The sequence below is a fragment of the Flavobacterium sp. GNP011 genome (assembly GCF_056428925.1).
In genome coordinates this window covers 48,622-74,891 of the sequence record NZ_JBWJVJ010000014.1, presented here as the reverse complement: position 1 = coordinate 74,891, position 26,270 = coordinate 48,622, and the positions used below count along the sequence as shown (strand labels likewise).

Sequence of the window (26,270 nt, the reverse complement as noted above, 5' to 3'; positions counted from 1 at the left end):
AAAAGTAAACATCTTTAAAATTACAATTGTAAACAAACAAAAAGTAGTTATTTTTAATATTGTAAACACTTTTATTTCTTAAAAAAGACTCCTATAAGATATGTTTGTAAACAAAAGAATTAACTTTAGTTAAAGATTATTAAAATACATATTATTAAGTACTTAGGTTGCTTTTAAAACACTATTACTTTAATACAAATGGTTATTTTGAATTCTTTTTAGACCTAATTTACCCTTTATTCACTTATATTTGTTACATTTGTAAATAGATATAATTTAAATGTAATTCACAATGGTAAACATCGAAGATTTTATTAAAAGGTTAGAAATTATATTGGATTATTACGGACTTAATGCCTCTTCATTTGCAGATAAAATAGGTGTGCAACGTTCTAGCCTGTCTCACCTCCTCTCTGGAAGAAACAAACCCAGTTTGGATTTTATCTTAAAAATTTTAGATGTTTTTCCCGAAGTTGATCTCTATTGGATTCTTAACGGTAAAGGAAGTTTTCCTAAATTACCAGAAGTTGATACAACTAATTTAAATATTAAAGAAAATAAAAAAAGTTCAAATTTTGATACTGAAGTAAAAAGCAATAGTTCCACTGCCGATTTGTTTACTGACTTTACACCTCCTATTCCTAACATAATTTCAGAAATTCCATTTCCTACGAAAAGTAAAACTGATTCAGATCAGGAAGAAATTGAAACAATCATGATTTTTTATAAAAACGGCACCTTTAAACAATATACTCCAAAATAAAAATGCTTCTCAAGAAACTCTAGAAAAGCATTTATTTTTTTAATCTTTTAAATTAGTATCAATTTCTAATTTTAGATTTAGAATTGAAGTCCATTTTCGGGAATTTTACCCAAAACTCCTTTGTAGTGTTCTTTCAATATTGTTAAGTCTTGCTCAATATTGCCAGACGGCTTAACCGGTTGTCCTAAATGAACTTGTTTTCTCCCAAAATCAAAAGAAACTGGAACAATAGGAACATTAGCTTTTAAAGCAATATAATAAAATCCCGTTTTTAATTCACTTACCTTTTTACGAGTCCCTTCTGGTGCCACAGCTAATCTAAAAGTATCTTTTTTATCAAATATGGCAGCTATTGAATCCACTTTGTTCAACCCTCCACTTCTATCCAGTGGTTCCCCGCCCATATATCTAAAATATATTCCGAGTGGAAATCGAAACAGCTCTTTTTTACCTACCCAATTCATTTCAAGTCCCGTAATTCCTCTTGTAAAAATGCCCAAGTAAAAATCATGTGCGCTAGTGTGTGGCATAACCATCATGACGCACTTTTTTAAATTAGGATCTATTCCGCCTACTATTTTCCAACCCATTAGTTTAAAAAACAGGAATTGGTATATTATTTTTTTCATTACTTAGATTTTGTGACAAAATAAATGATAAAAAACTTATTTTTGGTTAAAACCATTCGTAATGATCAAAAAAATATTGAGCTATTTAATTCCTGTTAAAATTTTTGAAACAAAATCAACCTACAGCAAGTCAATTGAAGTTACTTGGGCAAACGGAGAATTGGTTTTAGATTCAAAAAATGCGAACTACTCTTATGGTAGTTTACAGCGTATTTTAAGACTCGGATTAAAAAGTATTGGTTTTGAAAAAATAGTAAAAATGGAACGCATTTTAATTCTAGGTGTTGCAGGAGGAAGTGTTGTTAAAACATTAGTTGACGAAGTAAAATTTAAAGGTAAACTAACTGGAGTTGAGATAGATCCCGAAATTATTCAAATTGCAAATACCTATTTCAAATTGAATGAAGTTGAAAATCTAGAAATTATAATCGACGACGCTTTTGAATTTGTGTTAAAAACTAAAGAAAAATACGATTTAATCATCATTGATATATTTCAAGACACGACCATGCCTAATTTTTTATTTGAAACTTTTTTTACCAATAGGCTTTGTTATCTCATTAATTCAAAAGGTTTTATTCTATTTAATACCATGATTTTGAACGATGATCAGAATAATAGAAATAAAAAATATATTTCTGATTTTGTCCATCCGCAATTTCAAATTAGGACTATTCCCCGAATTGAAATTCACAACGAACTCATTGTAATTGAAAAATTAGCGTAGCAACTCATTATATTAAAGCATTTTTCTGGCTTTTTCTAAATCTTCAAGAGTATCAATCCCAATACCTACGTGTGTGGTCTCGACCATTTTGATTCGTTTGCCAAATTCAAGATAGCGCAATTGCTCTAGTTTTTCGGATGCTTCCAAAGATTGCATTGGTAGACTATAAAAATCTAACAAAGCTTGTTTTCTAAAAGCATAAATACCAATGTGTTGCATGTATCTAACACCTACATTTTGTTCTCGTGGATAAGGAATTACAGATCGGGAGAAATACAAAGCAAATCCGTTTTGATCTACTACAACCTTAACATTATTTGGATTATTGATATCTTCTTGATTAGTAATTTCGCGCATTAACGAAGCTAAATCTACTTTTTTATCCAAATCGTTTTTAAAAACTTCAATAACTTTTGCAAGCGGTTCGGCATCAATAAAGGGTTCGTCACCTTGTACATTAATCACAATATCAACATCTAGATTTTCGACTGCTTCGGCAATTCGATCACTTCCAGATTCATGTTCCTTGACACTCTTAATAGCTTTTCCACCATTAGAAATAATTTCGTCATAAATTAAATCGGAATCTGTCACTACAAATACATCATCAAACAATTTCGTGTTTATGGCTGCTTGATAGGTTCTTAGGATTACGGTTCTCCCTCCAAGATCTTGCATCAGTTTAGCGGGAAATCGTGTAGAGGCGTAACGTGCGGGAATAACTGCTATTATTTTCATGTGGTTGTAAATGTTTGCCGACAAAAATACATCATTGAAACTAAGGATGAAATTATTTCGTGCTATTTTAGAGTTGGTTTTGATTGGTTTGGTTTGCCAATGTTACATTATTTTTACCGAAGTCATACTCAGCGATCCTCCTAATAATTTATCATTGAACAAACTGAGTTCTTCTTGTTTTCCTTTTAAACCCAAAGTATAAATCAAAGGCAAATAATGTTCTGGAGTTGGGATTGCTAATTGAAGCGCCTTACTTTGGTTTTCAAAATCTAAGAGTGGTTGAAAATTTCCGTCTAATAAATGCGAGTTGATAGTTTCACGAGCTTCTATTGCCCAATCGTAACCGTAATTATCTTTATCTAAATTTGGAAAATCGACTAATCTCAAATTGTGAATAATATTTCCGCTTCCTACAATCAAAATTCCTTTCGTACGTAAAGCACTTAATTTTTGTGCCAAATCAAAATGGTACTGCGCTGGTTTTGTATAATCGATACTTAACTGAATTACAGGAACATTGGCCTGTGGATATAAATGTTTAATAACACTCCAAGCACCGTGATCCAATCCCCAATGTTCATCGAGTTCAACCGCTATCGGAGTCAATAATTGTTTAGTATCTAATGCTAATTCAAGACTACCCTTAGCGGGATATTGTACATCAAATAGTGCTTGCGGAAAACCTCCAAAATCATGAATTGTTCGTGGCATTTCCATTGCTGTAACCTTGGTTCCGTTGGTAAACCAATGCGCCGAAATACACAAAATAGCGTTGGGTTGTGGCAGTGTTTTGGCTAAATTCCGAAATCCTGTTACAAACTGATTTTCTTCAATAGCATTCATGGGACTTCCATGACCAAGAAACAACACTGGCATTTTTTCGGTGTTTGAAAAAGAGCCTGAAATTTTATGTAAATCGTTTATAGTATTCATTACTCCCTCTGTTTTAGTTCACTTTTCGTTCGATCAAATCCCATAAATTACCAAAATCATCCTCAAAAACGGCTACTTTTCCGTAGCTTTCAGTTACAGGTTCTCTAACAATTGTAATGTTGTGCTGGCACAAGTTGCGGTAATCTCGCTCAAAATCGTCTGTTTCTAAAAATAAAAATACACGACCACCAGATTGATTGCCAATGCTGTCTTTTTGAATTTGATTACTGGCTTTCGCTAAAAGCAAACTAAAACCAGAAGTTCCTTTTGGCGATACTAAAACCCATCGTTTCTCTGGATTCAAAACGGTATCTTCGATTAAATCAAAGTTTAATTTTTGGGTAAAAAAAGCGATGGCACGGTCGTAATCCGGAACTAGCAAGGCAACATGTGCAATTCGTTGTTTCATACTTTTTGAATTTACTCCACAAAACTATCATCCTTAAAACCAATTAAGTACAATTTATTTTTGGCACGTGTCATGGCCGTATACAACCATCTAATGTAATCACGGTTAATACCATCTGGCAAATAAGGTTGCTCTATAAAAACAGTATTCCACTGCCCTCCTTGTGATTTATGACATGTAATGGCGTATGAGAATTTCACCTGCAAACCATTAAAATATTCATTGGCTTTTACTTTTTGGAATTGTTTGAATTTAGTTTCGCCCTCATAATCCTTCAAAACTTCTTGATAAAGTCGGTTTGATTCTTCGTAAGTAAGCGAAGGAGATTCGCTTTTAATGGTGTCCAAAAGCAAAACAGTTTCAATTGGTTTTTGATCTGGATAATCCACCATTCTGATTTTTACTTTGGCAAATTTGAAGCTGTACAACTCCTTGATGCTAAAAATTTCGAGCACCTCGATAATATCACCATTGGCGATAAAACCTGCCTGGTCAGAATCCTTTAGCCAAAAATAATTGTTCTTCACCACCATTAAAAAATCTCCTGTGGATAGTTCACTTTCTTTGTCCAGAATTTTGGTGCGAATTTGTTCGTTGTATTGATTGGCTCTTTTATTAGAGCGCACAATAAATGCGGTATCTTCAATGCTGTAATTACTGTAGGCAGAGTTGATGGCGTCTTGAATATCGTAGCCGTCTGTCAAACGTACAATGTCTTTGAATTTTTTGAGATCGAATTTAAAATCAGTGATAAAAGATTCTTTGAGTACTTCGCGCAATTCTGTGGCGTTGAATAAAATACCAGAGTTTTCCTCTTGACGCATGACTTCGTCTAGTTCGATATGTTCAACTTCTTTATCGTAATTCATTCCAAGCGTTCGAATATCAAGGGCTGGGCTGATATCCAAATTCACCGGAGGCAACTGAGCCGTATCTCCTAATAAAATCATTTTGCAATTCGCACCTGAATAAACATAGGAAATCAAATCATCTAACAAGGAACCGTTTTCATACAACTTAGAATCTGAATTCGTATCCGAGATCATCGAAGCTTCATCGACGATGAAAATGGTGTTTTTGTGTTTGTTGGGTTGTAAAGTAAAAGATACTCCCCCACCAGAAGATTTTTTAGGAAAATAGATTTTTTTATGAATTGTAAAAGCGGGCTTCTCAGAATAATTAGCAATCACTTTAGCTGCACGACCTGTTGGGGCAAGCAAAACATATTTTTTATTAATGTCTATTAAGCTGTTAACAATAGTTGATATCACAGTAGTTTTTCCTGTTCCTGCATATCCTTTGAGTACAAAAATGGTTCTATTCTCTGTTTCAGTCAAAAAAATAGCTATTTTTTGAAAAAAAACATCTTGTTTGTAAGTGGGCTGAAATGGAAATTTTCTCTGTAAAAGACTGTAAAACAAGGAGGAATTCATAGGAATTTTGTTGGCATAAATGAGTATCAAAGGTACATATTAACTATCATTTACGCTACAACAACTTTTTACAAATTGATTGAAACGCGAAACAAAATTAATAGCACCTTGTTTTAGATTTTAAAAATTTTGTTTCGCATAGTTTCTTTTTTTTAAAATAATTTATGAATTCTGTGAATCGGGATCATAACTCCTTGTTTCAAAATGATATTTTTGTCCGTTACAGCCCAAACCGTGGTATCAACTACTTTCTTTGATTCAACATCTTCAAAAAATATTTTTATTTTAGAATGTTCCAGGTTTCCTAATGATAACGCTCTGTTGACTTCGCTAATTCTCATTTTTATTTGGTCATTATCCTCTAAAACATCAGTATTAGGGAATTTAAGTGCAGCAATTGCTTCTTTGTCGATAGTTATAAAATCTTGGGTCATGGTAGTACTTTTTTAATTAACAATGAGTTAGGGTGATATTTAATGTTTTTGAAAATAAAATTATTTCTAATTACAATTTAGTAAACAAAAGTGTATTAATAACACAATGATAGTCCTAATTTTTTATTAAAGTTTAGCATAAAAAACTTCCTTTATATAATTCAATTAACTAAAAAAGGAATAGATATATTGTATTTCAGTAGTATTAATGGAAATTTTTCATTTCAAAATGTGATTTGCGTGAAGGATGGAAGCGGCATCCTTTGCTTTTTTTCTTTAAAAAAGCAAAGATACAGCGCACAGCCTGACCCAAGTGGAGTTTACGGAACTTGGGGGCACGCCCAATGAGAAAATGAAAAAAAATGAATGGATTAGTTTACCAGTAGATGTCTTAAAATTTTATCAAAATATTAGTAGATTGGAGTGGCAAAATGATGTAATTTGGCACTTTGATTACCTATTATTCAACAAAATTTGACACAGTTATGGACGCGATAAAAATACTTTGGGTTGATGATGAAATTGACCTTTTGAAACCACATATATTATTTCTAGAAAAGAAAAACTACGAGGTTACTACCTGTAACAATGGATTAGATGCGATTGCTATATTTGAAGAAAACAATTTTGACATTGTGTTTTTGGATGAAAATATGCCTGGAATGAGCGGATTAGAAACACTTTCAGAAATGAAAGAAAAGAAATCAGCAATTCCTATGATTATGATTACAAAAAGTGAGGAAGAGTATATCATGGAAGAAGCGATTGGGTCTAAAATTGCAGATTATTTAATCAAACCCGTAAATCCAAACCAAATTTTACTGAGTTTGAAGAAAAACTTAGATCATTCGCGATTGATTTCTCAAAAGACAACACTCGATTATCAAAAAGAGTTTCGCAAAATAGCGATGGAAATGGGTATGGTAAATTCCTTTGAAGATTGGATAGAGTTGTATAAAAAATTGATTTTTTGGGAACTTGAGTTAGAAAACATAGATGATCAAGGGATGATTCAAATTTTAGAATCTCAAAAAGTGGAAGCCAACTCGCAGTTTGGTAAGTTTATAGAGCGCAATTACGAAGATTGGTTTGCACCGATGCCTAAAAAAATCGCCAGTGTTACCGATGCTGACCGACCAATACAATCGCATACCTTATTTAAGGAGCTCGTGTTACCGGAACTAAAGAAAAAAGACAAGCCTATTTTATTTGTTGTGATTGACAACTTGCGCTACGACCAATGGAAAACCTTTGAAACGGTGGTAGGTAATTACTATAAATTAGAAAAAGAGGTTCCCTACTACTCTATTTTACCAACTGCCACGCAGTATGCAAGGAACGCAATCTTCTCGGGTTTAACGCCGTTAGATATGGAAAAACAGTTTCCACAATATTGGAAAAACGATCCTGAAGAAGGCGGTAAAAACTTGTTTGAAGCCGAATTTTTGACCGCACAAATCAAGCGATTAGGACTTAATATTAAAGAAGATTATTTTAAAATTACGAGTCTTGCTGGTGGCAAAAAATTAGCTGAAAGTTTCAAAGCTTTAAAAGACAATGATTTAGTTACCATTGTTTATAATTTTGTGGATATGCTATCGCATGCCAAAACAGAAATGGACGTGGTGAAAGAATTAGCATCTGATGATAAAGCCTATCGCTCTTTGACATTAAGTTGGTTTAAAAATTCGCCTTTGCTAGAAATTATTCAGCAGGCACAAAAAATGGGCTTCAAATTAATTATCACTACAGACCACGGTACTATAAATGTAAAAAACCCATCAAAGGTTGTGGGGGATAAAAATACGAGTCTTAATCTGAGATATAAAACAGGCAGAAGCCTTACGTACGAATACAAAGATGTTTATGCTGTAAAAGATCCAAAAAATATTGGCTTACCTGCTATTAATATGAGTAGTTCGTTTATTTTTGCAAAAAGTGATTTGTTTTTAGCTTACGTTAACAATTACAATCACTATGTGAGTTATTATAAAAACACATATCAACACGGAGGAATTTCTCTGGAAGAAATGATTATTCCGTTTTTAGTTTTTAATCCGAAGTAAAAAAGCAATCAGTCTCAGTTTTCAGTCTAAGACCAGAAGCTTAAATTGTCAACTTTAAATAATTTTATCAGAATGGATATCATTTTTTCTATAGATCAGCTAGAAGAAGTAGCACAACAAATTATTGCCCAGAACCCGAATAAAGTCATACTTTTTCACGGTGAAATGGGTGTTGGAAAAACTACTTTAATCAAGCAACTTTGTACATCACTAGGTGTACAAGGCGCTACAAGTAGTCCAACTTTTTCTTTAGTTAATGAATACGAAGCATCTCAAAATCAACTAGTTTATCATTTTGATTTTTATAGAGTAAACAAAGAAGAGGAAGCTCTTGATATGGGTGTTGATGAATACTTGTACTCTGGGCATTGGTGTTTTATAGAATGGGCTGAAAAGATTGAAAACTTAATTCCTGAAACACATTCTGTGATCCATATCGTTGCATTAGCAGATGGAACTAGAAAATTAACTTTGACATAAAAAAGTATGCTACAAGATAACTTGGTTTCCATAATTCCTTTTTCTGATGATTTGGCAGCGCCAATAAAGGATTTAAATCTCGAATGGTTGCAGAAATATTTTAAGGTAGAGCCTAAAGATGAAATTGTACTTTCGGACCCTAAAAAAGAAATTATTGACAAAGGAGGAATGATTTTTTATGCCAAGTACAACGATGCAATAATTGGCACCGTTTCCTTAATCAAAATAGACAACAGCTGTTATGAATTGAGTAAAATGGCGGTAACAGATGGATTGCAAGGATTGGGTGTAGGAAAAAAATTGATTCTACACTGTTTTGCTATTGCAAAAGAAAAAGAAATAGAAAAAATCATTTTATACTCTAACAGAAAATTGAAATCAGCAATTCACTTGTATGAAAAGTTTGGCTTTACTGAAATTCCCCTCGAATCAGGAATTTACGAAAGAGCCGATATCAAAATGGAAAAAATAATAGCTTAAATTTGAGTTTTAATTTACTAAAATGTAGTGCTTTAATTAGCAAAATTTACGTAAATTGGACGCTTAATTCATCATAAAAAAATGTCAATTACTACTACGCCATTCACCAAACAGCAGCTTTTACCACAAGAAGAAAAGCTAGAGATTGCTAGACATAGAAGTGAACTTTTTATTGGTATTCCAAAAGAAACTAGTTTTCAAGAACGACGTATTTGCCTTACACCCGATGCCGTAAACTCCTTAACTTTTCAAGGACATCGCGTGATGATTGAAGCTGGAGCTGGGCTTAGTTCTAGTTATACTGACAAAGAATACAGCAATGCTGGTGCCGAAATAACAAGTGATACCAAAAAAGTTTTTGGATGTCCCATGATTTTAAAAGTTGAACCTGCCACACTTAGTGAAATTGAAATGATGAATCCGCAAACGATCATAATTTCAGCCATTCAACTTAAAACGAGAACAAAAGCCTATTTTGAAGCTTTATCGAAAAAGAAAATCATTGCATTAGCTTTTGAATACATTAAAGATGAAGATGGCACCTATCCTGCAGTAAAATCATTAAGTGAAATTGCCGGTACGGCCTCTATTCTAATTGCTGCCGAATTAATGATCACTAATGACCTTGGAAAAGGCTTGTTATTTGGTAATATTACAGGAGTTCCTCCTACTGATGTTGTAATTTTAGGAGCTGGAACTGTTGGCGAATTTGCCGCAAAAACAGCTATAGGTCTTGGAGCTAGTGTCAAAGTTTTTGACAATTCTATCACTAAATTGCGAAGATTACAAAACAATTTAAACCAACGTATTTTTACTTCAACCATTCAACCAAAAGCTCTTTTAAAAGCTTTAAGACGTTGTGATGTAGCCATTGGTGCTATGAGAGGCAAAGACAGATGTCCCGTGGTAGTGTCAGAAACAATGGTAGAGCACATGAAAAATGGAGCCGTAATTGTTGATGTCAGTATCGATACTGGAGGTTGTTTTGAAACTTCAGAAGTGACTTCACATGAAAAACCTACCTTTATAAAGAATAATGTGTTGCATTACTGTGTACCTAACATTCCGTCTCGTTACTCAAAAACGGCTTCCTTGTCCATTAGCAACATTATTTCACCCTACTTAATGAAAATTGCCGAAGATGGCGGCATCGAACGCGCCATTCGTTGTGATAAAGGCTTAAAAAATGGAGTTTATATGTACCACGGTATTCACACCAATAGCGCCATTGCAGACTGGTTTGACTTGCCTCATAGCGATATAAATTTAATAGTTTTTTAAGAAATTTTTCAAGTACCTTTGCACAAAAATATTTTATGAAATTTTTTCAGCGTTTTGCTTATTATTTAGTTGGTTTAGTGATCGGACTTTTTTTTGTAGCCCTTGTTTTCAGCGGAAAAGACACCCGTTGCAACTATTTCCCAAATGCGAGAGTCTTAAATGACTTGAGAAACAAACCTTTCTATTACTCTGATAAAGCATCGTCAATACTAGCGCAAAAATGGATTGATACCGCTGATATAAAAAACTCTTTACAATACGGTGATGTTGATTTTGACAACAGTAACCTAATTGTAAAAAAAGGAAAAATGTACACCATTGAAGGCAAAACAATCAAAAATCAAGAAGTTGTTTTAAAAATCATCAATTACAGTGACAAAGCTATACTAGAAGATATCATCAAAAAATAATTTTCTCAGCATATTCATTTTTTGGGCGTGCCCCTACGCAAAAGCTTCGGGTCCTGCTGTACGTTCCCGCTTTTCTAGTCGGGCAAAAAAGCCCGCCTAAAAAGAGCTCCACTACCATCAGTCACGCAAAACAACCAAATAAAATTAAACATCTTGTCTCAGACTAATTTTCGGTATTCCAAACAATAGCTTTTTTATTATTCGCTACTAGATAATCATTCACTTGACTAAAATGTTTATTGCCAAACCATTTCCCTTGATTTGCACTCAATGGTGATGGATGACCCGATGTTAAAACTAAGTGTTTGTTTCGGTCTATTTTCACTCCTTTTTTTTGAGCAAAACTGCCCCAGAGTACAAATACAACACCTTCTTTTTCAAAATTGATGAACTCAATTACTGCATCAGTAAACTGACTCCATTTTAAATCCTTATGACTATTAGGGCTATCTTGTCTCACTGTTAAAGTAGCATTAAGCAACAAAACTCCTTGTTGAGCCCACGACTCTAAGTTCCCTGATGTAGGCAAAAAGACAGTTCCTAAATCGTCACTCATTTCTCTGAAAATATTTCTTAATGATGGCGGTATGCGCACCCCATCAGCTACCGAAAAACAAAGTCCATTAGCCTCGCCCACTCCGTGATAGGGATCTTGACCAATAATTACCACTTTTACAGCATCAAAAGAACATTGGTTAAAAGCCTCAAAAATCAATTCTTTAGGAGGAAAACAGGTATGTTGTTCGTATTCTGATGCCACATGGCGCATCAATTCTTTAAAGTATGGCCTAGTTATTTCATCTTTTAAAATTTCTTTCCAGGAAGGGTTTAAATCGTATTTCATTTGATTTCGTTAAAAACACAAAGATACTTTGAATTACGTGAAATCTAGCTCCATAAAACGCTATAAACATTATTTAATTCTTTGTGAAAGTCTGTTAAATAGTCTTAACTATTAGCTATTTTTGTAGTTCAAAAGACTGAACCATAAATGATCTCCATTACCGAAAAAACATTACAAGATTTACAATTTCCAACTGTATTAGAAACAATTTCTTCTATTTGCAATACTGATATCGGAAAAGAAAAAGCACTTGAAATAACTCCTTTTAAAGACAAAGAAACCTTGATGCAAGCCTTAATGCAAACCTCAGAGTATGTTTCGTCTTTTCAAAATAACAATGCCATCCCAAATCACGGTTTTGAAGCCATATCACACGAAATCAAATTTCTTGCTATTGAAGATAGTTTTCTTGAAGTAGGTAGTTTTAGAAAAATTGCAAGCCTTTCGAGTACCGTGAATTTTTTATTGCAGTTTTTAAAAAAATTCGAAGACTACTATCCAAACTTAAATCATAGAGCTAATCAAGTAGAATTGACCAAAGACATCATCACCATGATTGACGATGTGGTTGATAAATACGGCGAAATAAAAGACAATGCTTCGCCAGATTTATTGAACATTCGTAGGAGTATGAATGCGGTGCGCGGAAAAGTAAATCAGAGTTTTGGAACAGCACTGACACACTATAATTCGTTGGGTTACCTGGATGATATTAGAGAGAGTTTTGTACAAAACAGAAGAGTTTTGGCTGTTCTGGCCATGTACCGCCGTAAAGTAAAAGGCTCTATCATGGGCAGTTCAAAAACGGGTAGTATTGCGTATATTGAACCCGAAGCAACTTTGCAATATTCCCGAGAATTGAGCAATCTAGAATATGAAGAAAAAGAGGAAATAACCCGAATTCTAAAACTTTTATCCAATCAAATCAGACCTTTTTTGCCTTTATTGGTTGAGTATCAAGATTTCTTAAGTGACATCGATGTTATTGCTGCAAAAGCCAAATATGCCAATAAAATAAACGGAATTCTACCAACGATTACTGAAGATCGCAGATTGTATTTTAGAGATGCTTTTCATCCTATTTTGTATCTAAATAACAAGCAAAAAAACGAAATAACGCATCCACAAACCATTGAGTTAGGACAAGAAAATAGAATTATTGTCATTTCAGGACCTAATGCTGGTGGAAAAACCATCTCATTAAAAACAGTTGGTTTATTACAATTGATGTTGCAATCTGGTATGTTGATTCCTGTACACGAGCGCAGTGAAACCTTTTTATTTGACAGAATCCTTACTGATATTGGAGATAATCAATCTATTGAAAATCATTTAAGTACGTATAGTTATCGATTAAAAAACATGAATTACTTTCTGAAAAAATGCAACAGAAAAACTATGTTTTTAATTGATGAATTTGGAACTGGATCTGATCCTGAATTAGGAGGCGCTTTGGCTGAAATTTTCTTAGAGGAGTTCTACCACAGAGAAGCTTTTGGTATCATCACAACCCATTATTCGAACTTGAAAATTCTTGCTAATGAATTACCTTTTGCGACGAATGCCAACATGCTTTTTGACGAGAAAACACTTGAACCATTGTATAAATTAGTGCTGGGTCAGGCAGGAAGTTCATTTACTTTTGAGGTTGCACTCAAAAACGGAATTCCTTTTAGCTTGATTAATCGCGCCAAAAAGAAAATTGAAGTTGGGAAAGTCCGATTTGATAAAACCATTGCCACCTTACAAAAGGAACGCTCTAAGCTTGAAAAAACTTCGCAAACGCTAAAAGAAGAAGAAAGCAAAGCACGTGAAGAGGGCAAAAAAATGGAAAATATCAACGTAAAAATTAAGCAAAAACTGGAAAGTTACCAAGAGTTGTACGATAGCAATCAAAAGACTATTTATATTGGACAAAAGATTGAAGACATTTCTGAAAAGTATTTCAACAACAAAAATAAAAAAGAATTATTGGGTGAGTTTTTGAAAATTATTGAAATTGAAAATTCCAAGCGTAAAAAAGCTACTGCTAAAGAAACAAAAGCGCAGATTGAAAAAAAGAAAGAAGTCATCCAAGAAGTAACCGTTCAGGTAGAAGAAATCAGAAAAGAAAAGAAAGAGAAAAAACAAAAAGTAGTGGTTGAAAAGCCAAAACCAGTTCTAAAAGTAGGCGATCGAGTGCGTATGTTTGACGGAAAAGCCATTGGAACGATTGATAGTATCGAAAAAAATAAAGCCACAGTCAATTATGGTGTTTTTACTTCAAAAGCAAGTTTAGATGTTTTAGAATTTGTTGAGGCAGGAAAAAAGTAAATGCATGCGGAACAACACAATAATTGTTCTATATTTTTTATTAATCTAATTTAACTGATTTTTCAACATGCAAGATCTTCCAAAAAATAAAAAAATAATACTCTTTGATGGCGTTTGCAATTTGTGTGATACCTCGGTACAGCTTATTATTAAGCATGATACAAAAGACGTTTTTAGGTTTGTAGCTTTACAATCTGCTTTAGGCCATGAGATCACTAATTATTTAGGAATTGATTCGCAAAAAATGGATAGCATCATCTTGTATCATCCAGGAGTTGCTTACTATTACAAAGCAGAAGCAGCATTAGAAATTGCCAAGGAATTAGGAGGAGTATTTACTTTTGCAAGTATTTTAGGATTTTTCCCTGTTTCATTTAGTAATATTGCTTATGATTATGTTGCAAAAAACAGATACAAATGGTACGGTAAAAAAGAAAGTTGTATGATGCCTACAGAGGCTCATAAATCAAAATTTTTAAGTTAGAACACGCCGCTTAATTGTTTTATTTTAAACAAGTTAAGCAACTTCATCTAATTAATTACATAAAGATTTATTACAATAAAAAAGGCTGTCCAAATAGACAGCCTTTTTCAATAAAATAGGAGAAAATTAGTTGCGAATTAATTTTCTATATTTTAAACGTTTTGGAGTTAAATCACCACCTAAACGTTTCTTTTTATTTTCTTCATATTCAGTAAAACCTCCTTCGAAATAATACACTTCAGAGTCGCCTTCAAAAGCTAAAATGTGCGTACAAATTCTATCTAAGAACCATCTATCGTGCGAAATTACCACAGCACAACCAGCAAAATTCTCTAGACCTTCTTCTAATGCTCTTAACGTATTTACGTCCAAATCATTGGTTGGCTCATCCAGTAAAAGTACATTTCCTTCTTCCTTCAAAGTCATTGCCAAGTGTAAACGGTTGCGTTCTCCACCTGAAAGCATCGAAACTTTTTTGTTTTGTTCTCCACCACCAAAGTTGAAACGAGACAAATATGCTCTAGAATTAACTTGTTTTCCGCCCATCATGATCAGTTCCTGACCATCAGCGAAATTTTCCCAGATAGATTTATTAGGATCAATATTAGAATGCGATTGATCTACGTAAGCAATTTTTACAGTTTCACCAACAGAAAAAGAACCACTATCTGTAGCTTGCTCACCCATTATCATTTTAAAAATAGTAGACTTACCAGCTCCGTTTGGTCCAATAATCCCAACGATTCCAGCTTGTGGCAACGTAAAATTTAAATTATCATATAATAATTTGTCTCCAAAAGCTTTAGCTACATTTTTAGCTTCAATAACATTGGTTCCTAAACGTGGACCATTTGGAATGTAAATCTCCAAGTTTTCGTCTAATTGTTTTTGATCTTCGTTTAACAATTTATCGTAGTTCTGTAAACGTGCTTTTTGCTTAGTTTGACGTCCTTTGGCACCTTGACGAACCCAATCCAACTCACGCTCTAAGTTTTTTCTGCGTTTTGAAGCTACTTTTTCTTCAAGAGCCATTCTGCTAGATTTTTGATCTAACCAAGACGAATAATTCCCTTTCCACGGAATACCTTCTCCTCTATCCAACTCTAGAATCCAACCAGCTACATTATCAAGGAAATATCTATCGTGCGTTACAGCGATTACTGTTCCTGAATATTGTGCTAAATGCTGCTCTAACCAAAGAACGCTCTCAGCATCCAAGTGGTTGGTAGGCTCATCTAAAAGCAAAACGTCTGGTTGTTGCAACAACAAACGACATAAAGCCACACGACGACGCTCACCACCAGAAAGATTTTTAATTGGCGTATCACCATCTGGAGTACGCAAGGCATCCATAGCTATTTCTAATTTAGTGTCAATTTCCCAGGCTCCCAGCGCATCAATTTTGTCTTGCAAAGCCGCTTGACGATCCATCAATTTGTCCATTTTGTCTGGATCAGAATAGTTTTCTTCAAGTCCAAACAAATCATTAATTTGATTGTATTCTGCTAAAACAGCCATAGTTTCTGCTGCGCCTTCTTGAACAATTTCTAAAACGGTTTTAGAATCGTCCAAAATTGGTTCTTGCTCTAAGTATCCTACCGTATAACCCGGTTGAAAAACAACATCTCCTTGATAATTTTTATCAACACCTGCAATAATTTTTAAAAGTGATGATTTTCCAGAACCATTAAGTCCTAATATACCTATTTTGGCACCATAAAAGAAACTCAAATAAATATTTTTAAGTACTGGTTTATCTGCACCTTGGTAGGTTTTACTCAATTTTTGCATTGAGAATATTACTTTTTTATCGTCTGACATAATTTATGTTTTACAGTTATCTTTTTATTTATTTTTCTCTTTGTGTTTGTACTTTTACAACCTGCCTTTGAGTGAACTAAATACCCAAGCATTTGCTAAAAATCCAATTCCTACTGCTGCAAATCCCCATCCAGCAACATCATCATATCGAAACGCGCCCAGAGCAATAAGCAATAATCCCATTAAAATCATAATGAGTGTTGCCCAACCTAAGATTGTATTTTTATTCATGTTACTTACTTTATTTATAAATGTTTTGTTACGATTTGAGTTGCAAATATCGGAATTTTTATAATTTTAATTGAATATTTTAAAAAGCATCTCTCGTAATAAATCCGATTGTGAAATTGCATTTGCACCTACACCTTTACTTTTGACATCAATATCACGAAGTGCTCCTACAATTTGACTCACTTTTTTCATTGGATAATTTTTCAAAGCAACATCATATTCTTTCATAAAAAATGGGTTTACACCTATTACGGCTGCCACATTTTTTGGGTTTTTATCCTTTAAACCATGGTATTTTAAAAGCTGTATGAAAAAACCAAATATTAAGCTAGTGGTTACCACCATGGGGTTTTCCTTTGGGTTTTGGGCAAAGTTTTCAGCTATTTTATACGCTTTCAACTGATTGCGCTCTCCAAGTGCTTTTCTAAGTTCAAAAACATTATAATCTTTACTAAAACCAATATTATCCTCAATATGTTGGGGTGTTATTGTACTACCAACAGGTAAAATGATTTGTAGTTTTTCTAATTCATTGTTTATTTTACTCAAATCAGTACCTAAAAACTCTACAAGCATTGCTGCAGCTTTAGGCTCTATCATGTATTTTTTGCCAGAGAGTACACGCTTAATCCAATCGCCTACTTGGTTTTCATATAGTTTTTTACTCTCGAAAACCAATCCGTTTTTCGCAATAAGTTTGGTTACTTTTTTTCGTTTGTCAACCGTTTTGTATTTATAACACAATACTAAAACGGTTGAAGGCATTGGGTTATCTGCATAAGCTTCAAATTTATCAAATGTTCGATTTAAATCTTGAGCTTCTTTTACAATTACAACTTGGCGGTCCGCCATCATAGGATATCGCTTTGCAGTAGCAATCACATCTTCAACAGTTACATCTCGTCCGTATAAAACGGTTTGATTGAATCCTTTTTCTTCTTCAGATAATACTTTTTCTTCAATAAAATCTGAGAGTTTGTCAATATAATAAGACTCCTCACCCATTAAAAGGTAAATGGGTTTTATGGAACCGCTTTTTATATCATTTACAATTTTTATGACTTCGTCCATTTCAATTTAATTCAAGTTCTCAAGGGCAAAGAATGTTTATTAAGAATGGATCTTTAAACTTTACTTTTTAAACTTATTTAATACTTTTGCACCATGCAAATTCTCAATTTTCCACACTATACTTTTCGGTTCAAAAATAGCGAAAATAAAACAGCTATTTTTGATGTCATTCGTAAAAAATTTATAATTCTTACACCTGAGGAATGGGTAAGGCAGCATGTAGTTCGGTTTTTATTGGAACAAAAAGAATACCCCCTTTCTTTAATAAATGTTGAAAAAGTCTTAAAAGTCAACGGCTTACGCAAAAGGTACGATGTTGTTGTTTACAATACTGACGGTACAATCAATATCCTTGTAGAATGCAAAGCCCCTCAAATTCAAATAGCACAAGTCACATTTGACCAAATAGCCCAATACAATATGACATTACAAGCCAACTTTTTGATGGTAACCAATGGATTGAATCACTACTTTTGCCAAATGGATTTTGAAAATGAAAAATATCAATTTCTGAAAGATTTGCCCAATTACGGGCCACTTTAGCACATTATTACACCATGAAAATAGCCGTTGTTATCCTTAATTGGAATGGAACCAAATTATTAGAACAATTTTTACCCTCAGTAGTACAATTTTCAAAAGAAGCGAGTATATATGTGGCAGATAATGCTTCTACAGATGCCTCAGTTGCTTTTGTAAAACAAAATTTTCCTGAGGTTGAGATTATTCAAAATTCTGGTAATTTTGGGTTTGCAAAAGGCTATAACGAAGCACTTCAACATGTGAATGCCGATGTGTATGCGCTAATCAATTCTGATATTGAAGTCACCGAAAATTGGTTGCAACCTATTTCAAAAATCTTTGAAAAAGAACCAAATACCGCTATTATTCAACCCAAAATATTAGATTTTAAAAATAAAGAATATTTTGAATATGCTGGAGCAGCTGGAGGCTTTATAGACAAGTATGGCTATCCATTTTGCAGGGGAAGAATATTTGAAACTCTAGAAAAAGATTTAGGACAATACGATGATCAAACAAATTTATTTTGGGCTTCTGGAGCTTGTTTTTTTATCAGAAATGCTGTTTACCATGAACTCGAAGGGTTTGATGGAGATTTTTTTGCCCATCAAGAAGAAATAGATTTATGTTGGCGGGCAATAAATAAAGGATATACTATTAAATATAATTCTGAATCTGTTGTGTATCATGTAGGTGGTGCTACTTTACAACAAGGAAACCCTCTAAAAACGTATTTGAACTTTAGAAATTCCTTGTTGATGCTAACCAAAAACTTACCTAAAAAACAACTCTTTGTTATTTTGTTTCCTAGAATGATTTTAGATGGTGTTGCAGGAATAAAATTCTTATTGCAAGGAAAAGGGAAACATTTTTGGGCTATACTTAAAGCTCATGGGGCTTTTTATAAGTTATTTAAAAAAAACTATGCCAAAAGAGATAAAACACAATCACTTAAATACTACAAGACAAAAAGTATCGTTTTTAATTACTTCATTAAAGGATACACTGTTTTTAACGATTTATTTAGAGTATAGTGTTCCAAAAAAACTAAATTTGTTTCAGTAACAAAAAATATAATATCTATGAAAAAAATAGCATTGACCTTAACTGTTTTAGCCCTTATGACTTCATGTGTTTCTAAAAAGAAATATGCTGATTTAGAGGCGAAAAATAAAGAAACACAAGACCTACTAAATACTGCCACTGTAAAGCTTAATTCTTGTTTAGAAGAAAAAGCAGGACTTGCAGCAACTGCCGCTACATTAAAAGAACAAAATCAAGGCTTGATTAGCGTTTCTAAAGACATGACTGTTTTATCTACAAAAGGTGCTGAAAATATTGAAAAAGCATTAGAATCAATCAAAGAGAAAGATTTAAAAATAAGCAGAATGCAGGATGCTTTGACCAAAAAAGATAGTGTAACTCTTGCGCTTGTTACTAGCTTGAAAAGTTCTGTAGGAATATCTGATCCAGATATTGAAATAAATGTTGAAAAAGGAGTAGTATTTATTTCTATTGCTGATAAATTATTATTTAAAAGCGGAAGTTATGATGTAACAGATCAAGCCAAAGGAGTACTTGCAAAAGTAGCTAAGGTTGTAAATGATAAACCAGATTTTGAGTGTATGGTTGAAGGACATACGGATAATGTACCTTATAATGGAACTGGAGTTTTGCTTGATAACTGGGATTTAAGTGTGAAACGTTCTACTGCCATTATTCGCGTTCTTACAAATCAACTTGGCGTAAAACCGGAGCAATTGATAGCTGCTGGTAGAAGTTCATACATACCACTTGTTGCTAATGATACACCTGAAAATAAGTCGAGAAACCGTAGAACAAGAATTGTAGTTTTACCAAAAATTGATCAATTTTATGAAATGATTGAAAAAGAAATGAAAAAACAAAAACAATAGTTTTTTATTAAAATTGTATTTTAAACGCCTCAATCAGAGGCGTTTTTTTTGTTAATGAAATCAAGCTATCCTTTGGTTTATAGTATTAAAACTTATAATTCGAAATCAAAATCATTTCCTTAACAATGGGATAAATATTAGTGATTAAATTTGTAAGTTTGCGAGGTCAAAAAATATGTGTTTTCATGGATCTAATCGAAAAAAATTATAAAAAATTATCTATTCAAGTTTCCTTGACTGGACTTTCTTTTTGTTGTTTTGATACCTTAAATGATACGGTTTCTTCATTTAACGAGGTATATTTCGATGCTTTTCCAAAAACAACAAAAATTGAAGATTTATTTGCAAATGCTTTTAAAAAACATGTAGAATTATCTGAAAAATACGATGAAATACTTGTAATACATAATAATAATTTAGCAACTTTTGTTCCTACTCTATTTTTTGATGAAGAAGCATTAGGTAGTTATTTACAATACAATACTAAAGTTTTTGAAACCGATTTTTTTACGTTTGATTCATTAGAAAACTATCAAATGAATACGGTTTATATTCCTTACGTGAATATCAATAATTTTTTTATAGATCATTTTGGTTCCTTTACTTACAAGCATGCTCACAGCATTTTAGTTGCAAAATTATTAGAATTATCAAAATACAAGCTGGATAAAAAAATGTTTATCCACCTTAATACGGGTCATTTTGAAATAGTAGTTATAGAAAATCAAAAACTTATATTTTTCAATTCATTTGATTACAAAACCCCTGAGGATTTGATTTATTATATTCTTTTTACTGCAGAACAGTTAGGAATGAATCCTGAATATTTTGCATTAGAATTTATTGGAAAAATAGAGATTGAAAGTGATTTTTACACAATTGTTTACAAATACATTCGAAATGTATCTCTCATTGACGTGGAAGATTTACGTTGGAATAATTATTTTTCTGTTGCTGAAAACAGAGCCCATTACATACTTTTTAACTCATGAGAATCATATCCGGAAAATATAAAGGAAGGAGAATTTCACCTCCAAAAGGCCTACCTGTTCGCCCTACAACAGACATGTCAAAAGAAGCTTTATTCAATGTTTTAAACAATCATTTTAGTTTTGAAGACCTCAAAATATTAGATTTATTCGCAGGGACTGGAAACATAAGTTATGAGTTTGCCTCTCGCGGTAGTACTCCAATAACTTCTGTTGATGGTGACTTTGGTTGCGTAAAATTTATCAAACAAGTTGCAGCCGAATACGATTTCAATATTGCCGCTACAAAAAGTGATGTGTTTGCTTATTTAGAAAAATGCAAAACATCATACGATATCATTTTTGCAGATCCACCTTATGGATTAGACCAAAAAACATTCGAGAGAATAGTGATGTTAGTTTTTGAAAAAGAATTACTCAACGAAGATGGAATGATGGTTATTGAACACTCGAAGTATACGAAGCTCGACCATATGATGCATTTTTCGTTTCAGAAAAGTTATGGAGGTTCTATTTTTAGTTTTTTTGAAATTGAAAACGAAACCGATGATACAAAAGTAATTTCTCTGAATCAAGAAGATTAAATTAATCTATTTCAATAAAAAAAGCTCTTAAATAGAGCTTTTTTTGTGATTTATATTATTTACCAATTACCCATCCAAGCGTAAAATTTATAATCGGTATCACATTCGAATCAGTGTTTTTAAACTTATACACAATACCTGCGTTCAAATCGAGGTTAAAATTTTTATTGTATGTTCTCTGAAATCCCCATACTGGACCTGCAATTAATGAAGCATCTGATGGAAGAAAATTTTTATTCGTATTTATTGATTCGAAATTATAACTAGCTTCAAAAGCAACAAAACTACCTGTATTTTTTTTGATTGTTTTATTTTTGGCTACCCTTTTATCTAAATTATAATAATGCCTAATCTGAGTATTTATAAAAGGATAAAATCTTGAAGTATTTCCAAACGTATTTGAGGTATATCCGTATCCTGAACTGACTTCTGAATACAACGTGTTTTTTGAACTCAGTCCATGCTCGTACACAAAACCTGGAAGCAACACATTTATCTTAAATTGACTTTTAGCTACAGTTGGTTTTTCCTGTGCAGCCGAATGTGAAAAAGTGATGGTTGAAAATACTGCTAAAATGACTATTTTACTGTTTTTAAATACCGATAGGTGCATAAGTAATTATTTTTATTTTTAAAAAGAATTTGATTTCATATAGATCAAACTTACTAATTTAAATTACAAAAAATCAGAATTTTATACTATAATTGTTTAAAAACGTGTAAATTCTTTAAAATTAATTGATACATCGGTGTTGGAACCCCGTATTTTAATCCTTCAACAACTACATACTCTGTTAATGATTTCACCTCTGTATTATTTCCAGCTAAAACATCTCTGTGCATGGATGATGTATTGTCTTGAGGCGATTTTTCTAGTTTTGTTATGGTTTGAGTAACAATATCCTTGGGTAAGTTAATCCCTTTTTCCAAAGCAACAGTAGCGATTTCCTCTAACAATGAAATATATAGTTCCTTATTGCTAGGATTATTTAAAATCCCGCCAATATTTTCATTTAAATAGGAAGTTGCGGAGGCTAAAGCCGAAATAAAAACAAATTTTTCCCATACCGTTTCTTCGATATTTTCGACAAGATAGCTTTCGATTTTTGCATTTGTAAAAATAGATTGTAATTTTTCTAATTTTGAAATTGGTACTGTTTTAGAACCAAAAAATAATTTCTCATACGAACCAATTTTCTTAATATTTCCAGGAGAAGTAATCATGGAAACAATATAAACACAAGCCTGTAAAATTGTATTTTCAGGAAATAGTGTTTGAATCCGTTCGGTTGCATCTACACCATTGTATAATGGCAGAATCATAGTGTCAGAGGTAATACAATCTTTTATCGACATCAAACTGTTTTCAATATCATAGGTTTTTGTAGCACAAATAAGGACATCTATAGTTCCAATCTCTGATGGGTTATTGGATATCAATTTAGGAAACACAATGCTTTCAGTAGTATCCGTCGTTATTTTCAATCCATTCTGCGCTATGACTTTTAGGGTATCACCACGGGCAATAAATACAATTTCAATAGTATCTGTATCTAAGTAAGCCTTTGCTAATAATCCCCCAAAATAGCCTCCTACTCCACCAATTCCTAAAATTCCAATTCTTGTTTTCATATAAATAAACTTTTACCTAAAGGTATGTTCTTTGTCATTACCAAAAATACTATAATCTTTAACACAAACTTCTAAACTGTTGCATCAAAAGAACAAATCAAAATGGTAACTTTGCTTTTTTGCCAAAAATTATGTTAGACAAAGACAATACCATTGAAGTTCAAGGCGCTCGCGTGCACAACTTAAAAAATATAGATGTTTCCATTCCAAGGGAAAAACTGGTTGTCATTACCGGTCTTTCGGGATCTGGAAAATCCTCCTTAGCTTTTGATACCATTTATGCCGAAGGGCAACGCCGTTATGTAGAAACGTTTTCTGCTTATGCGCGTCAGTTTTTAGGTGGTTTAGAACGTCCTGATGTTGATAAAATTGACGGGCTTTCTCCTGTGATTGCTATTGAACAAAAAACGACCAGTAAAAGTCCGCGTTCCACCGTAGGAACTATAACTGAAATTTATGATTTCTTACGTTTGCTCTATGCTCGTGGTGCCGATGCCTACAGTTACAACAGTGGCGAAAAAATGGTTTCTTACTCTGACGAGCAAATTAAGGATTTGATTATTCAGGATTTTTCAGGAAAACGAATCAATATTCTTGCTCCTGTAATTAGAGCTCGAAAAGGACATTACGCAGAGCTTTTTCAACAAATTGCCAAACAAGGTTTCTTGAAAGTTCGTGTTAATGGCGACGTACTTGATATTACTCTAGGGATGAAACTCGACCGATATAAAACGCATGACATCGAGATTGTAGTCGATCGAATGGTAATTGAAGACACGCCAGATAACGCCAAACGTTTGATGGAAAGTATCAATACCGCCATGAATCAAGGTGAAAATGTATTGATGGTTTTAGACCAAGATTCGAATGAGGTGCGCTATTTTAGTCGGAACTTGATGTGTCCAAGCACTGGAATTTCCTATCAAAATCCAGAGCCCAATTTATTTTCTTTCAATTCTCCAAAAGGAGCTTGCGATCATTGCAACGGACTTGGAACTGTAAATGAAGTCAACAGCAAAAAAATTGTTCCAAACCCAAAATTATCTATAAAGGCGGGTGGTTTTGCTCCTTTGGGCGAATACAAAAGCTCTTGGATTTTTAAGCAATTGGAAACCATTGGTGAAAAATTCGGTTTTGAACTGACTGATGCTATTGAAACCATTCCTGCAGAAGCGATGGAAATGATTTTGAATGGTGGTAAAGAAAAATTTAGCATCGAATCGAAAACAGCTGGAGTTACTAAAGAATATAAAATTGATTTTGAAGGAATCTCGCATTTTATAAAAAACCAACATGACGAGAGTGGATCAACCACCATCAAGCGCTGGGCAAAGGAATTCATGGACGAGATAAAATGTCCGGTTTGTGAAGGTTCGCGATTAAAAAAAGAGGCACTATTCTTTAAAATCAATGAAAAAAATATTACCGAACTGTGCGATATGGACATTTCGGATTTGACCGCTTGGTTTAATGATTTAGACAGTCATTTATCTGATAAACAGAAGCGTATTGCTACGGAAGTAATCAAAGAAATTAAGGATCGATTGAACTTTTTGATGAATGTAGGCCTGAATTATTTGGCTTTAAGCCGAAGCTCTAAATCACTTTCAGGAGGTGAAGCACAACGCATTCGGTTGGCTACGCAAATTGGATCACAGTTAGTTGGTGTGTTGTATATTCTGGATGAACCAAGTATTGGTTTGCACCAAAGAGACAATGAGAAACTGATTCATTCGTTGGAACAATTGCGCGATATTGGAAATTCTGTAATTGTGGTGGAACACGATAAAGACATGATTGAACGTGCCGATTATGTGATTGATATTGGTCCAAAAGCCGGAAAATATGGTGGTGAAATCATCAGTAAAGGAACTCCTGCTGAAATCCTCAAACATCATACTATTACTGCGATGTATATGAACGGAGAGATGCAAATTGAAGTTCCAAAAAAACGAAGAGAAGGAAACGGAAAATTCTTAAAACTAACTGGAGCAACGGGGAATAATCTAAAAAACGTTTCAATTGAGTTGCCTTTGGGTAAAATGATCTGCGTGACGGGAGTTTCGGGAAGTGGAAAATCGACTTTGATTAACGAGACGCTCTACCCTATTTTGAATGCTTATTATTTTAATGGTGTTAAAAAACCGCAACCGTACAAAAAAATTGAAGGTTTAGAACATATCGATAAAGTGATTGATATTGACCAAAGCCCGATTGGTAGAACACCACGTAGCAATCCAGCAACCTACACCGAAGTTTTTACTGAAATCAGAAATCTATTTACAATGACTTCTGAAAGTATGATTAGGGGATACAAGGCGGGTCGTTTTAGCTTTAATGTAAAAGGCGGACGTTGTGAAACCTGTGAAGGATCTGGTGTTCGAACAATAGAAATGAACTTTTTGCCTGATGTGTATGTAGAATGCGAGACCTGTCAAGGAAAACGTTTTAATAGAGAAACACTAGAAATTAGATACAAAGGAAAATCCATTTCGGATGTGTTGAATATGACTATTGACGAGGCTGTTCCATTCTTTGAAATGATTCCGAAGATATATAGAAAAGTTAAAACCTTACAAGATGTAGGTTTGGGTTACATCACTCTAGGACAACAAAGCACTACACTTTCTGGTGGTGAAGCGCAGCGTATCAAGTTAGCGGGAGAATTGTCTAAAAAAGACACTGGAAATACCTTTTACATCCTAGACGAACCTACAACAGGACTTCACTTTGAGGATATTAGAGTACTTATGGAAGTAATCAATAAGCTGGTTGATAAAGGAAATACGATCTTAATTATTGAACACAATATGGACGTCATTAAACTGGCCGATTACATTATTGATATTGGACCTGAAGGCGGAAAGGGTGGCGGGCAACTAATCGCCAAGGGAACGCCTGAAGAAGTAGCGAAAAGTAAAAAAAGCTATACGGCACAGTTTTTAAAGAAAGAGTTGGTTTAATTCCCCTCCTCTGGAGGGGTGCCCGCCGCGTCGGGCGGGGTGGTTTTATTTGTTTTAATTTTTGCAAAAATTGGCTTTTTTTATGTAAATTGATATCTAGTAATGACATACACTTGA

27 protein-coding genes are annotated in these 26,270 nt (G+C 33.4%); 15 read left to right on the top strand and 12 right to left on the bottom strand.

Annotated features, from left to right (window positions below):
- The first annotated feature begins 292 nt into the window (after positions 1–292).
- The gene (locus AC061E_RS12055; RefSeq protein ID WP_478286460.1) at positions 293–763 is read left to right on the top strand and encodes a helix-turn-helix domain-containing protein; all 471 of its coding nucleotides are present in this window, start codon (positions 293–295) and stop codon (positions 761–763) included.
- Between the two features lie 77 nt (positions 764–840).
- Here AC061E_RS12055 and AC061E_RS12050 read toward each other — a convergent pair whose 3' ends face one another.
- On the bottom strand, positions 841–1,392 hold the full coding sequence (locus AC061E_RS12050; protein WP_478286459.1) for a 1-acyl-sn-glycerol-3-phosphate acyltransferase: 552 nt from the start codon (positions 1,390–1,392) through the stop codon (positions 841–843).
- A 61-nt stretch (positions 1,393–1,453) separates the two neighbouring features.
- Here AC061E_RS12050 and AC061E_RS12045 point away from each other — a divergent pair, with 61 nt between their 5' ends.
- Positions 1,454–2,119 (top strand): spermidine synthase, encoded by a 666-nt coding sequence (locus tag AC061E_RS12045; protein WP_478286458.1) that lies wholly within the window; start codon positions 1,454–1,456, stop codon positions 2,117–2,119.
- Positions 2,120–2,131: 12 nt separating this feature from the next.
- On the opposite strand, the gene kdsB is transcribed toward AC061E_RS12045, so the two are convergent.
- The 5 genes from kdsB to AC061E_RS12020 form a co-directional block, all read right to left on the bottom strand.
- Positions 2,132–2,857: a 3-deoxy-manno-octulosonate cytidylyltransferase gene (gene kdsB / locus AC061E_RS12040; RefSeq protein ID WP_478286457.1), complete on the bottom strand. Its 726-nt coding sequence runs from the start codon at positions 2,855–2,857 to the stop codon at positions 2,132–2,134.
- Positions 2,858–2,959: 102 nt separating this feature from the next.
- Positions 2,960–3,790, bottom strand: coding sequence for a 4,5-DOPA-extradiol-dioxygenase (ygiD, locus tag AC061E_RS12035; protein ID WP_478286456.1), 831 nt, complete (start codon positions 3,788–3,790; stop codon positions 2,960–2,962).
- A 13-nt stretch (positions 3,791–3,803) separates the two neighbouring features.
- Entirely contained in the window at positions 3,804–4,199 is a 396-nt protein-coding gene (locus AC061E_RS12030) for a VOC family protein (RefSeq protein WP_478286455.1), read from the bottom strand.
- An 11-nt stretch (positions 4,200–4,210) separates the two neighbouring features.
- On the bottom strand, positions 4,211–5,632 hold the full coding sequence (locus AC061E_RS12025; RefSeq protein WP_478286454.1) for an ATP-dependent DNA helicase: 1,422 nt from the start codon (positions 5,630–5,632) through the stop codon (positions 4,211–4,213).
- Between the two features lie 152 nt (positions 5,633–5,784).
- A complete protein-coding gene (locus AC061E_RS12020) occupies positions 5,785–6,066 on the bottom strand; it encodes a hypothetical protein (RefSeq protein WP_478286453.1) in 282 nt (93 codons plus the stop codon).
- A 485-nt stretch (positions 6,067–6,551) separates the two neighbouring features.
- Here AC061E_RS12020 and porX point away from each other — a divergent pair, with 485 nt between their 5' ends.
- The 5 genes from porX (at position 6,552) to AC061E_RS11995 (ending at position 10,783) form a co-directional block, all read left to right on the top strand.
- Positions 6,552–8,132 (top strand): T9SS response regulator signal transducer PorX, encoded by a 1,581-nt coding sequence (porX, locus tag AC061E_RS12015; RefSeq protein ID WP_478286452.1) that lies wholly within the window; start codon positions 6,552–6,554, stop codon positions 8,130–8,132.
- Positions 8,133–8,204: 72 nt separating this feature from the next.
- The gene (gene tsaE, locus AC061E_RS12010; protein WP_158729778.1) at positions 8,205–8,612 is read left to right on the top strand and encodes a tRNA (adenosine(37)-N6)-threonylcarbamoyltransferase complex ATPase subunit type 1 TsaE; all 408 of its coding nucleotides are present in this window, start codon (positions 8,205–8,207) and stop codon (positions 8,610–8,612) included.
- A gap of 6 nt (positions 8,613–8,618) precedes the next feature.
- Entirely contained in the window at positions 8,619–9,092 is a 474-nt protein-coding gene (locus AC061E_RS12005; RefSeq protein WP_478286451.1) for a GNAT family N-acetyltransferase, read from the top strand.
- Between the two features lie 81 nt (positions 9,093–9,173).
- Positions 9,174–10,373, top strand: a complete 1,200-nt coding sequence (locus AC061E_RS12000; RefSeq protein WP_478286450.1) for an alanine dehydrogenase — start codon at positions 9,174–9,176, stop codon at positions 10,371–10,373.
- 35 nt (positions 10,374–10,408) lie between these two features.
- Entirely contained in the window at positions 10,409–10,783 is a 375-nt protein-coding gene (locus tag AC061E_RS11995; protein ID WP_478286449.1) for a DUF4258 domain-containing protein, read from the top strand.
- Positions 10,784–10,946: 163 nt separating this feature from the next.
- Here AC061E_RS11995 and ung read toward each other — a convergent pair whose 3' ends face one another.
- Positions 10,947–11,627, bottom strand: a complete 681-nt coding sequence (ung, locus tag AC061E_RS11990; RefSeq protein WP_478286448.1) for a uracil-DNA glycosylase — start codon at positions 11,625–11,627, stop codon at positions 10,947–10,949.
- 147 nt (positions 11,628–11,774) lie between these two features.
- Here ung and AC061E_RS11985 point away from each other — a divergent pair, with 147 nt between their 5' ends.
- Complete coding sequence (locus AC061E_RS11985; RefSeq protein WP_478286447.1) at positions 11,775–13,940, top strand: endonuclease MutS2; 2,166 nt, start codon at positions 11,775–11,777, stop codon at positions 13,938–13,940.
- A 67-nt stretch (positions 13,941–14,007) separates the two neighbouring features.
- The gene (locus AC061E_RS11980; RefSeq protein ID WP_478286446.1) at positions 14,008–14,424 is read left to right on the top strand and encodes a thiol-disulfide oxidoreductase DCC family protein; all 417 of its coding nucleotides are present in this window, start codon (positions 14,008–14,010) and stop codon (positions 14,422–14,424) included.
- Positions 14,425–14,550: 126 nt separating this feature from the next.
- Here the strand turns inward: AC061E_RS11980 and ettA are convergent, their stop codons facing one another.
- The 3 genes from ettA to holA form a co-directional block, all read right to left on the bottom strand.
- Positions 14,551–16,245 (bottom strand): energy-dependent translational throttle protein EttA, encoded by a 1,695-nt coding sequence (gene ettA, locus AC061E_RS11975; protein WP_158729784.1) that lies wholly within the window; start codon positions 16,243–16,245, stop codon positions 14,551–14,553.
- 54 nt (positions 16,246–16,299) lie between these two features.
- Positions 16,300–16,476 carry a CAL67264 family membrane protein gene (locus tag AC061E_RS11970; protein WP_086453741.1) on the bottom strand — a complete coding sequence of 59 codons (177 nt, stop codon included), beginning with the start codon at positions 16,474–16,476 and terminating at the stop codon, positions 16,300–16,302.
- Between the two features lie 66 nt (positions 16,477–16,542).
- The gene (gene holA / locus AC061E_RS11965; protein WP_478286445.1) at positions 16,543–17,547 is read right to left on the bottom strand and encodes a DNA polymerase III subunit delta; all 1,005 of its coding nucleotides are present in this window, start codon (positions 17,545–17,547) and stop codon (positions 16,543–16,545) included.
- Between the two features lie 93 nt (positions 17,548–17,640).
- Between holA and AC061E_RS11960 the strand changes: the two genes are divergently transcribed.
- From AC061E_RS11960 to AC061E_RS11940, 5 genes are all read left to right on the top strand, one after another.
- The gene (locus tag AC061E_RS11960) at positions 17,641–18,090 is read left to right on the top strand and encodes a type I restriction enzyme HsdR N-terminal domain-containing protein (protein ID WP_144890687.1); all 450 of its coding nucleotides are present in this window, start codon (positions 17,641–17,643) and stop codon (positions 18,088–18,090) included.
- Between the two features lie 14 nt (positions 18,091–18,104).
- Entirely contained in the window at positions 18,105–19,103 is a 999-nt protein-coding gene (locus AC061E_RS11955; RefSeq protein ID WP_478286444.1) for a glycosyltransferase family 2 protein, read from the top strand.
- 48 nt (positions 19,104–19,151) lie between these two features.
- Positions 19,152–19,985, top strand: a complete 834-nt coding sequence (locus tag AC061E_RS11950) for an OmpA/MotB family protein (RefSeq protein WP_478286443.1) — start codon at positions 19,152–19,154, stop codon at positions 19,983–19,985.
- Between the two features lie 185 nt (positions 19,986–20,170).
- Positions 20,171–20,977 (top strand): DUF3822 family protein, encoded by an 807-nt coding sequence (locus tag AC061E_RS11945; RefSeq protein WP_478286442.1) that lies wholly within the window; start codon positions 20,171–20,173, stop codon positions 20,975–20,977.
- Positions 20,974–21,558, top strand: coding sequence for an RsmD family RNA methyltransferase (locus AC061E_RS11940; protein WP_478286441.1), 585 nt, complete (start codon positions 20,974–20,976; stop codon positions 21,556–21,558). The genes AC061E_RS11945 and AC061E_RS11940 overlap by 4 nt, the downstream gene beginning before the upstream one ends.
- 55 nt (positions 21,559–21,613) lie before the next feature.
- On the opposite strand, the gene AC061E_RS11935 is transcribed toward AC061E_RS11940, so the two are convergent.
- Positions 21,614–22,171 carry a hypothetical protein gene (locus AC061E_RS11935; protein WP_478286440.1) on the bottom strand — a complete coding sequence of 186 codons (558 nt, stop codon included), beginning with the start codon at positions 22,169–22,171 and terminating at the stop codon, positions 21,614–21,616.
- A gap of 86 nt (positions 22,172–22,257) precedes the next feature.
- Positions 22,258–23,190 carry a ketopantoate reductase family protein gene (locus AC061E_RS11930; RefSeq protein ID WP_478286439.1) on the bottom strand — a complete coding sequence of 311 codons (933 nt, stop codon included), beginning with the start codon at positions 23,188–23,190 and terminating at the stop codon, positions 22,258–22,260.
- A 131-nt stretch (positions 23,191–23,321) separates the two neighbouring features.
- Here AC061E_RS11930 and uvrA point away from each other — a divergent pair, with 131 nt between their 5' ends.
- The gene (uvrA, locus tag AC061E_RS11925; protein WP_478286438.1) at positions 23,322–26,153 is read left to right on the top strand and encodes an excinuclease ABC subunit UvrA; all 2,832 of its coding nucleotides are present in this window, start codon (positions 23,322–23,324) and stop codon (positions 26,151–26,153) included.
- The last annotated feature ends 117 nt before the right edge of the window (positions 26,154–26,270 follow it).

Bases quoted from the DNA above. Each gene is read 5' to 3' on its own strand.
- AC061E_RS12055 (WP_478286460.1), top strand. From the start codon at position 293: ATGGTAAACATCGAAGATTTTATTAAAAGGTTAGAAATTATATTGGAT.
- AC061E_RS12050 (WP_478286459.1), bottom strand. From the start codon at position 1,392: ATGAAAAAAATAATATACCAATTCCTGTTTTTTAAACTAATGGGTTGG.
- AC061E_RS12045 (WP_478286458.1), top strand. From the start codon at position 1,454: ATGATCAAAAAAATATTGAGCTATTTAATTCCTGTTAAAATTTTTGAA.
- kdsB (WP_478286457.1), bottom strand. From the start codon at position 2,857: ATGAAAATAATAGCAGTTATTCCCGCACGTTACGCCTCTACACGATTT.
- ygiD (WP_478286456.1), bottom strand. From the start codon at position 3,790: ATGAATACTATAAACGATTTACATAAAATTTCAGGCTCTTTTTCAAAC.
- AC061E_RS12030 (WP_478286455.1), bottom strand. From the start codon at position 4,199: ATGAAACAACGAATTGCACATGTTGCCTTGCTAGTTCCGGATTACGAC.
- AC061E_RS12025 (WP_478286454.1), bottom strand. From the start codon at position 5,632: ATGAATTCCTCCTTGTTTTACAGTCTTTTACAGAGAAAATTTCCATTT.
- AC061E_RS12020 (WP_478286453.1), bottom strand. From the start codon at position 6,066: ATGACCCAAGATTTTATAACTATCGACAAAGAAGCAATTGCTGCACTT.
- porX (WP_478286452.1), top strand. From the start codon at position 6,552: ATGGACGCGATAAAAATACTTTGGGTTGATGATGAAATTGACCTTTTG.
- tsaE (WP_158729778.1), top strand. From the start codon at position 8,205: ATGGATATCATTTTTTCTATAGATCAGCTAGAAGAAGTAGCACAACAA.
- AC061E_RS12005 (WP_478286451.1), top strand. From the start codon at position 8,619: ATGCTACAAGATAACTTGGTTTCCATAATTCCTTTTTCTGATGATTTG.
- AC061E_RS12000 (WP_478286450.1), top strand. From the start codon at position 9,174: ATGTCAATTACTACTACGCCATTCACCAAACAGCAGCTTTTACCACAA.
- AC061E_RS11995 (WP_478286449.1), top strand. From the start codon at position 10,409: ATGAAATTTTTTCAGCGTTTTGCTTATTATTTAGTTGGTTTAGTGATC.
- ung (WP_478286448.1), bottom strand. From the start codon at position 11,627: ATGAAATACGATTTAAACCCTTCCTGGAAAGAAATTTTAAAAGATGAA.
- AC061E_RS11985 (WP_478286447.1), top strand. From the start codon at position 11,775: ATGATCTCCATTACCGAAAAAACATTACAAGATTTACAATTTCCAACT.
- AC061E_RS11980 (WP_478286446.1), top strand. From the start codon at position 14,008: ATGCAAGATCTTCCAAAAAATAAAAAAATAATACTCTTTGATGGCGTT.
- ettA (WP_158729784.1), bottom strand. From the start codon at position 16,245: ATGTCAGACGATAAAAAAGTAATATTCTCAATGCAAAAATTGAGTAAA.
- AC061E_RS11970 (WP_086453741.1), bottom strand. From the start codon at position 16,476: ATGAATAAAAATACAATCTTAGGTTGGGCAACACTCATTATGATTTTA.
- holA (WP_478286445.1), bottom strand. From the start codon at position 17,547: ATGGACGAAGTCATAAAAATTGTAAATGATATAAAAAGCGGTTCCATA.
- AC061E_RS11960 (WP_144890687.1), top strand. From the start codon at position 17,641: ATGCAAATTCTCAATTTTCCACACTATACTTTTCGGTTCAAAAATAGC.
- AC061E_RS11955 (WP_478286444.1), top strand. From the start codon at position 18,105: ATGAAAATAGCCGTTGTTATCCTTAATTGGAATGGAACCAAATTATTA.
- AC061E_RS11950 (WP_478286443.1), top strand. From the start codon at position 19,152: ATGAAAAAAATAGCATTGACCTTAACTGTTTTAGCCCTTATGACTTCA.
- AC061E_RS11945 (WP_478286442.1), top strand. From the start codon at position 20,171: ATGGATCTAATCGAAAAAAATTATAAAAAATTATCTATTCAAGTTTCC.
- AC061E_RS11940 (WP_478286441.1), top strand. From the start codon at position 20,974: ATGAGAATCATATCCGGAAAATATAAAGGAAGGAGAATTTCACCTCCA.
- AC061E_RS11935 (WP_478286440.1), bottom strand. From the start codon at position 22,171: ATGCACCTATCGGTATTTAAAAACAGTAAAATAGTCATTTTAGCAGTA.
- AC061E_RS11930 (WP_478286439.1), bottom strand. From the start codon at position 23,190: ATGAAAACAAGAATTGGAATTTTAGGAATTGGTGGAGTAGGAGGCTAT.
- uvrA (WP_478286438.1), top strand. From the start codon at position 23,322: ATGTTAGACAAAGACAATACCATTGAAGTTCAAGGCGCTCGCGTGCAC.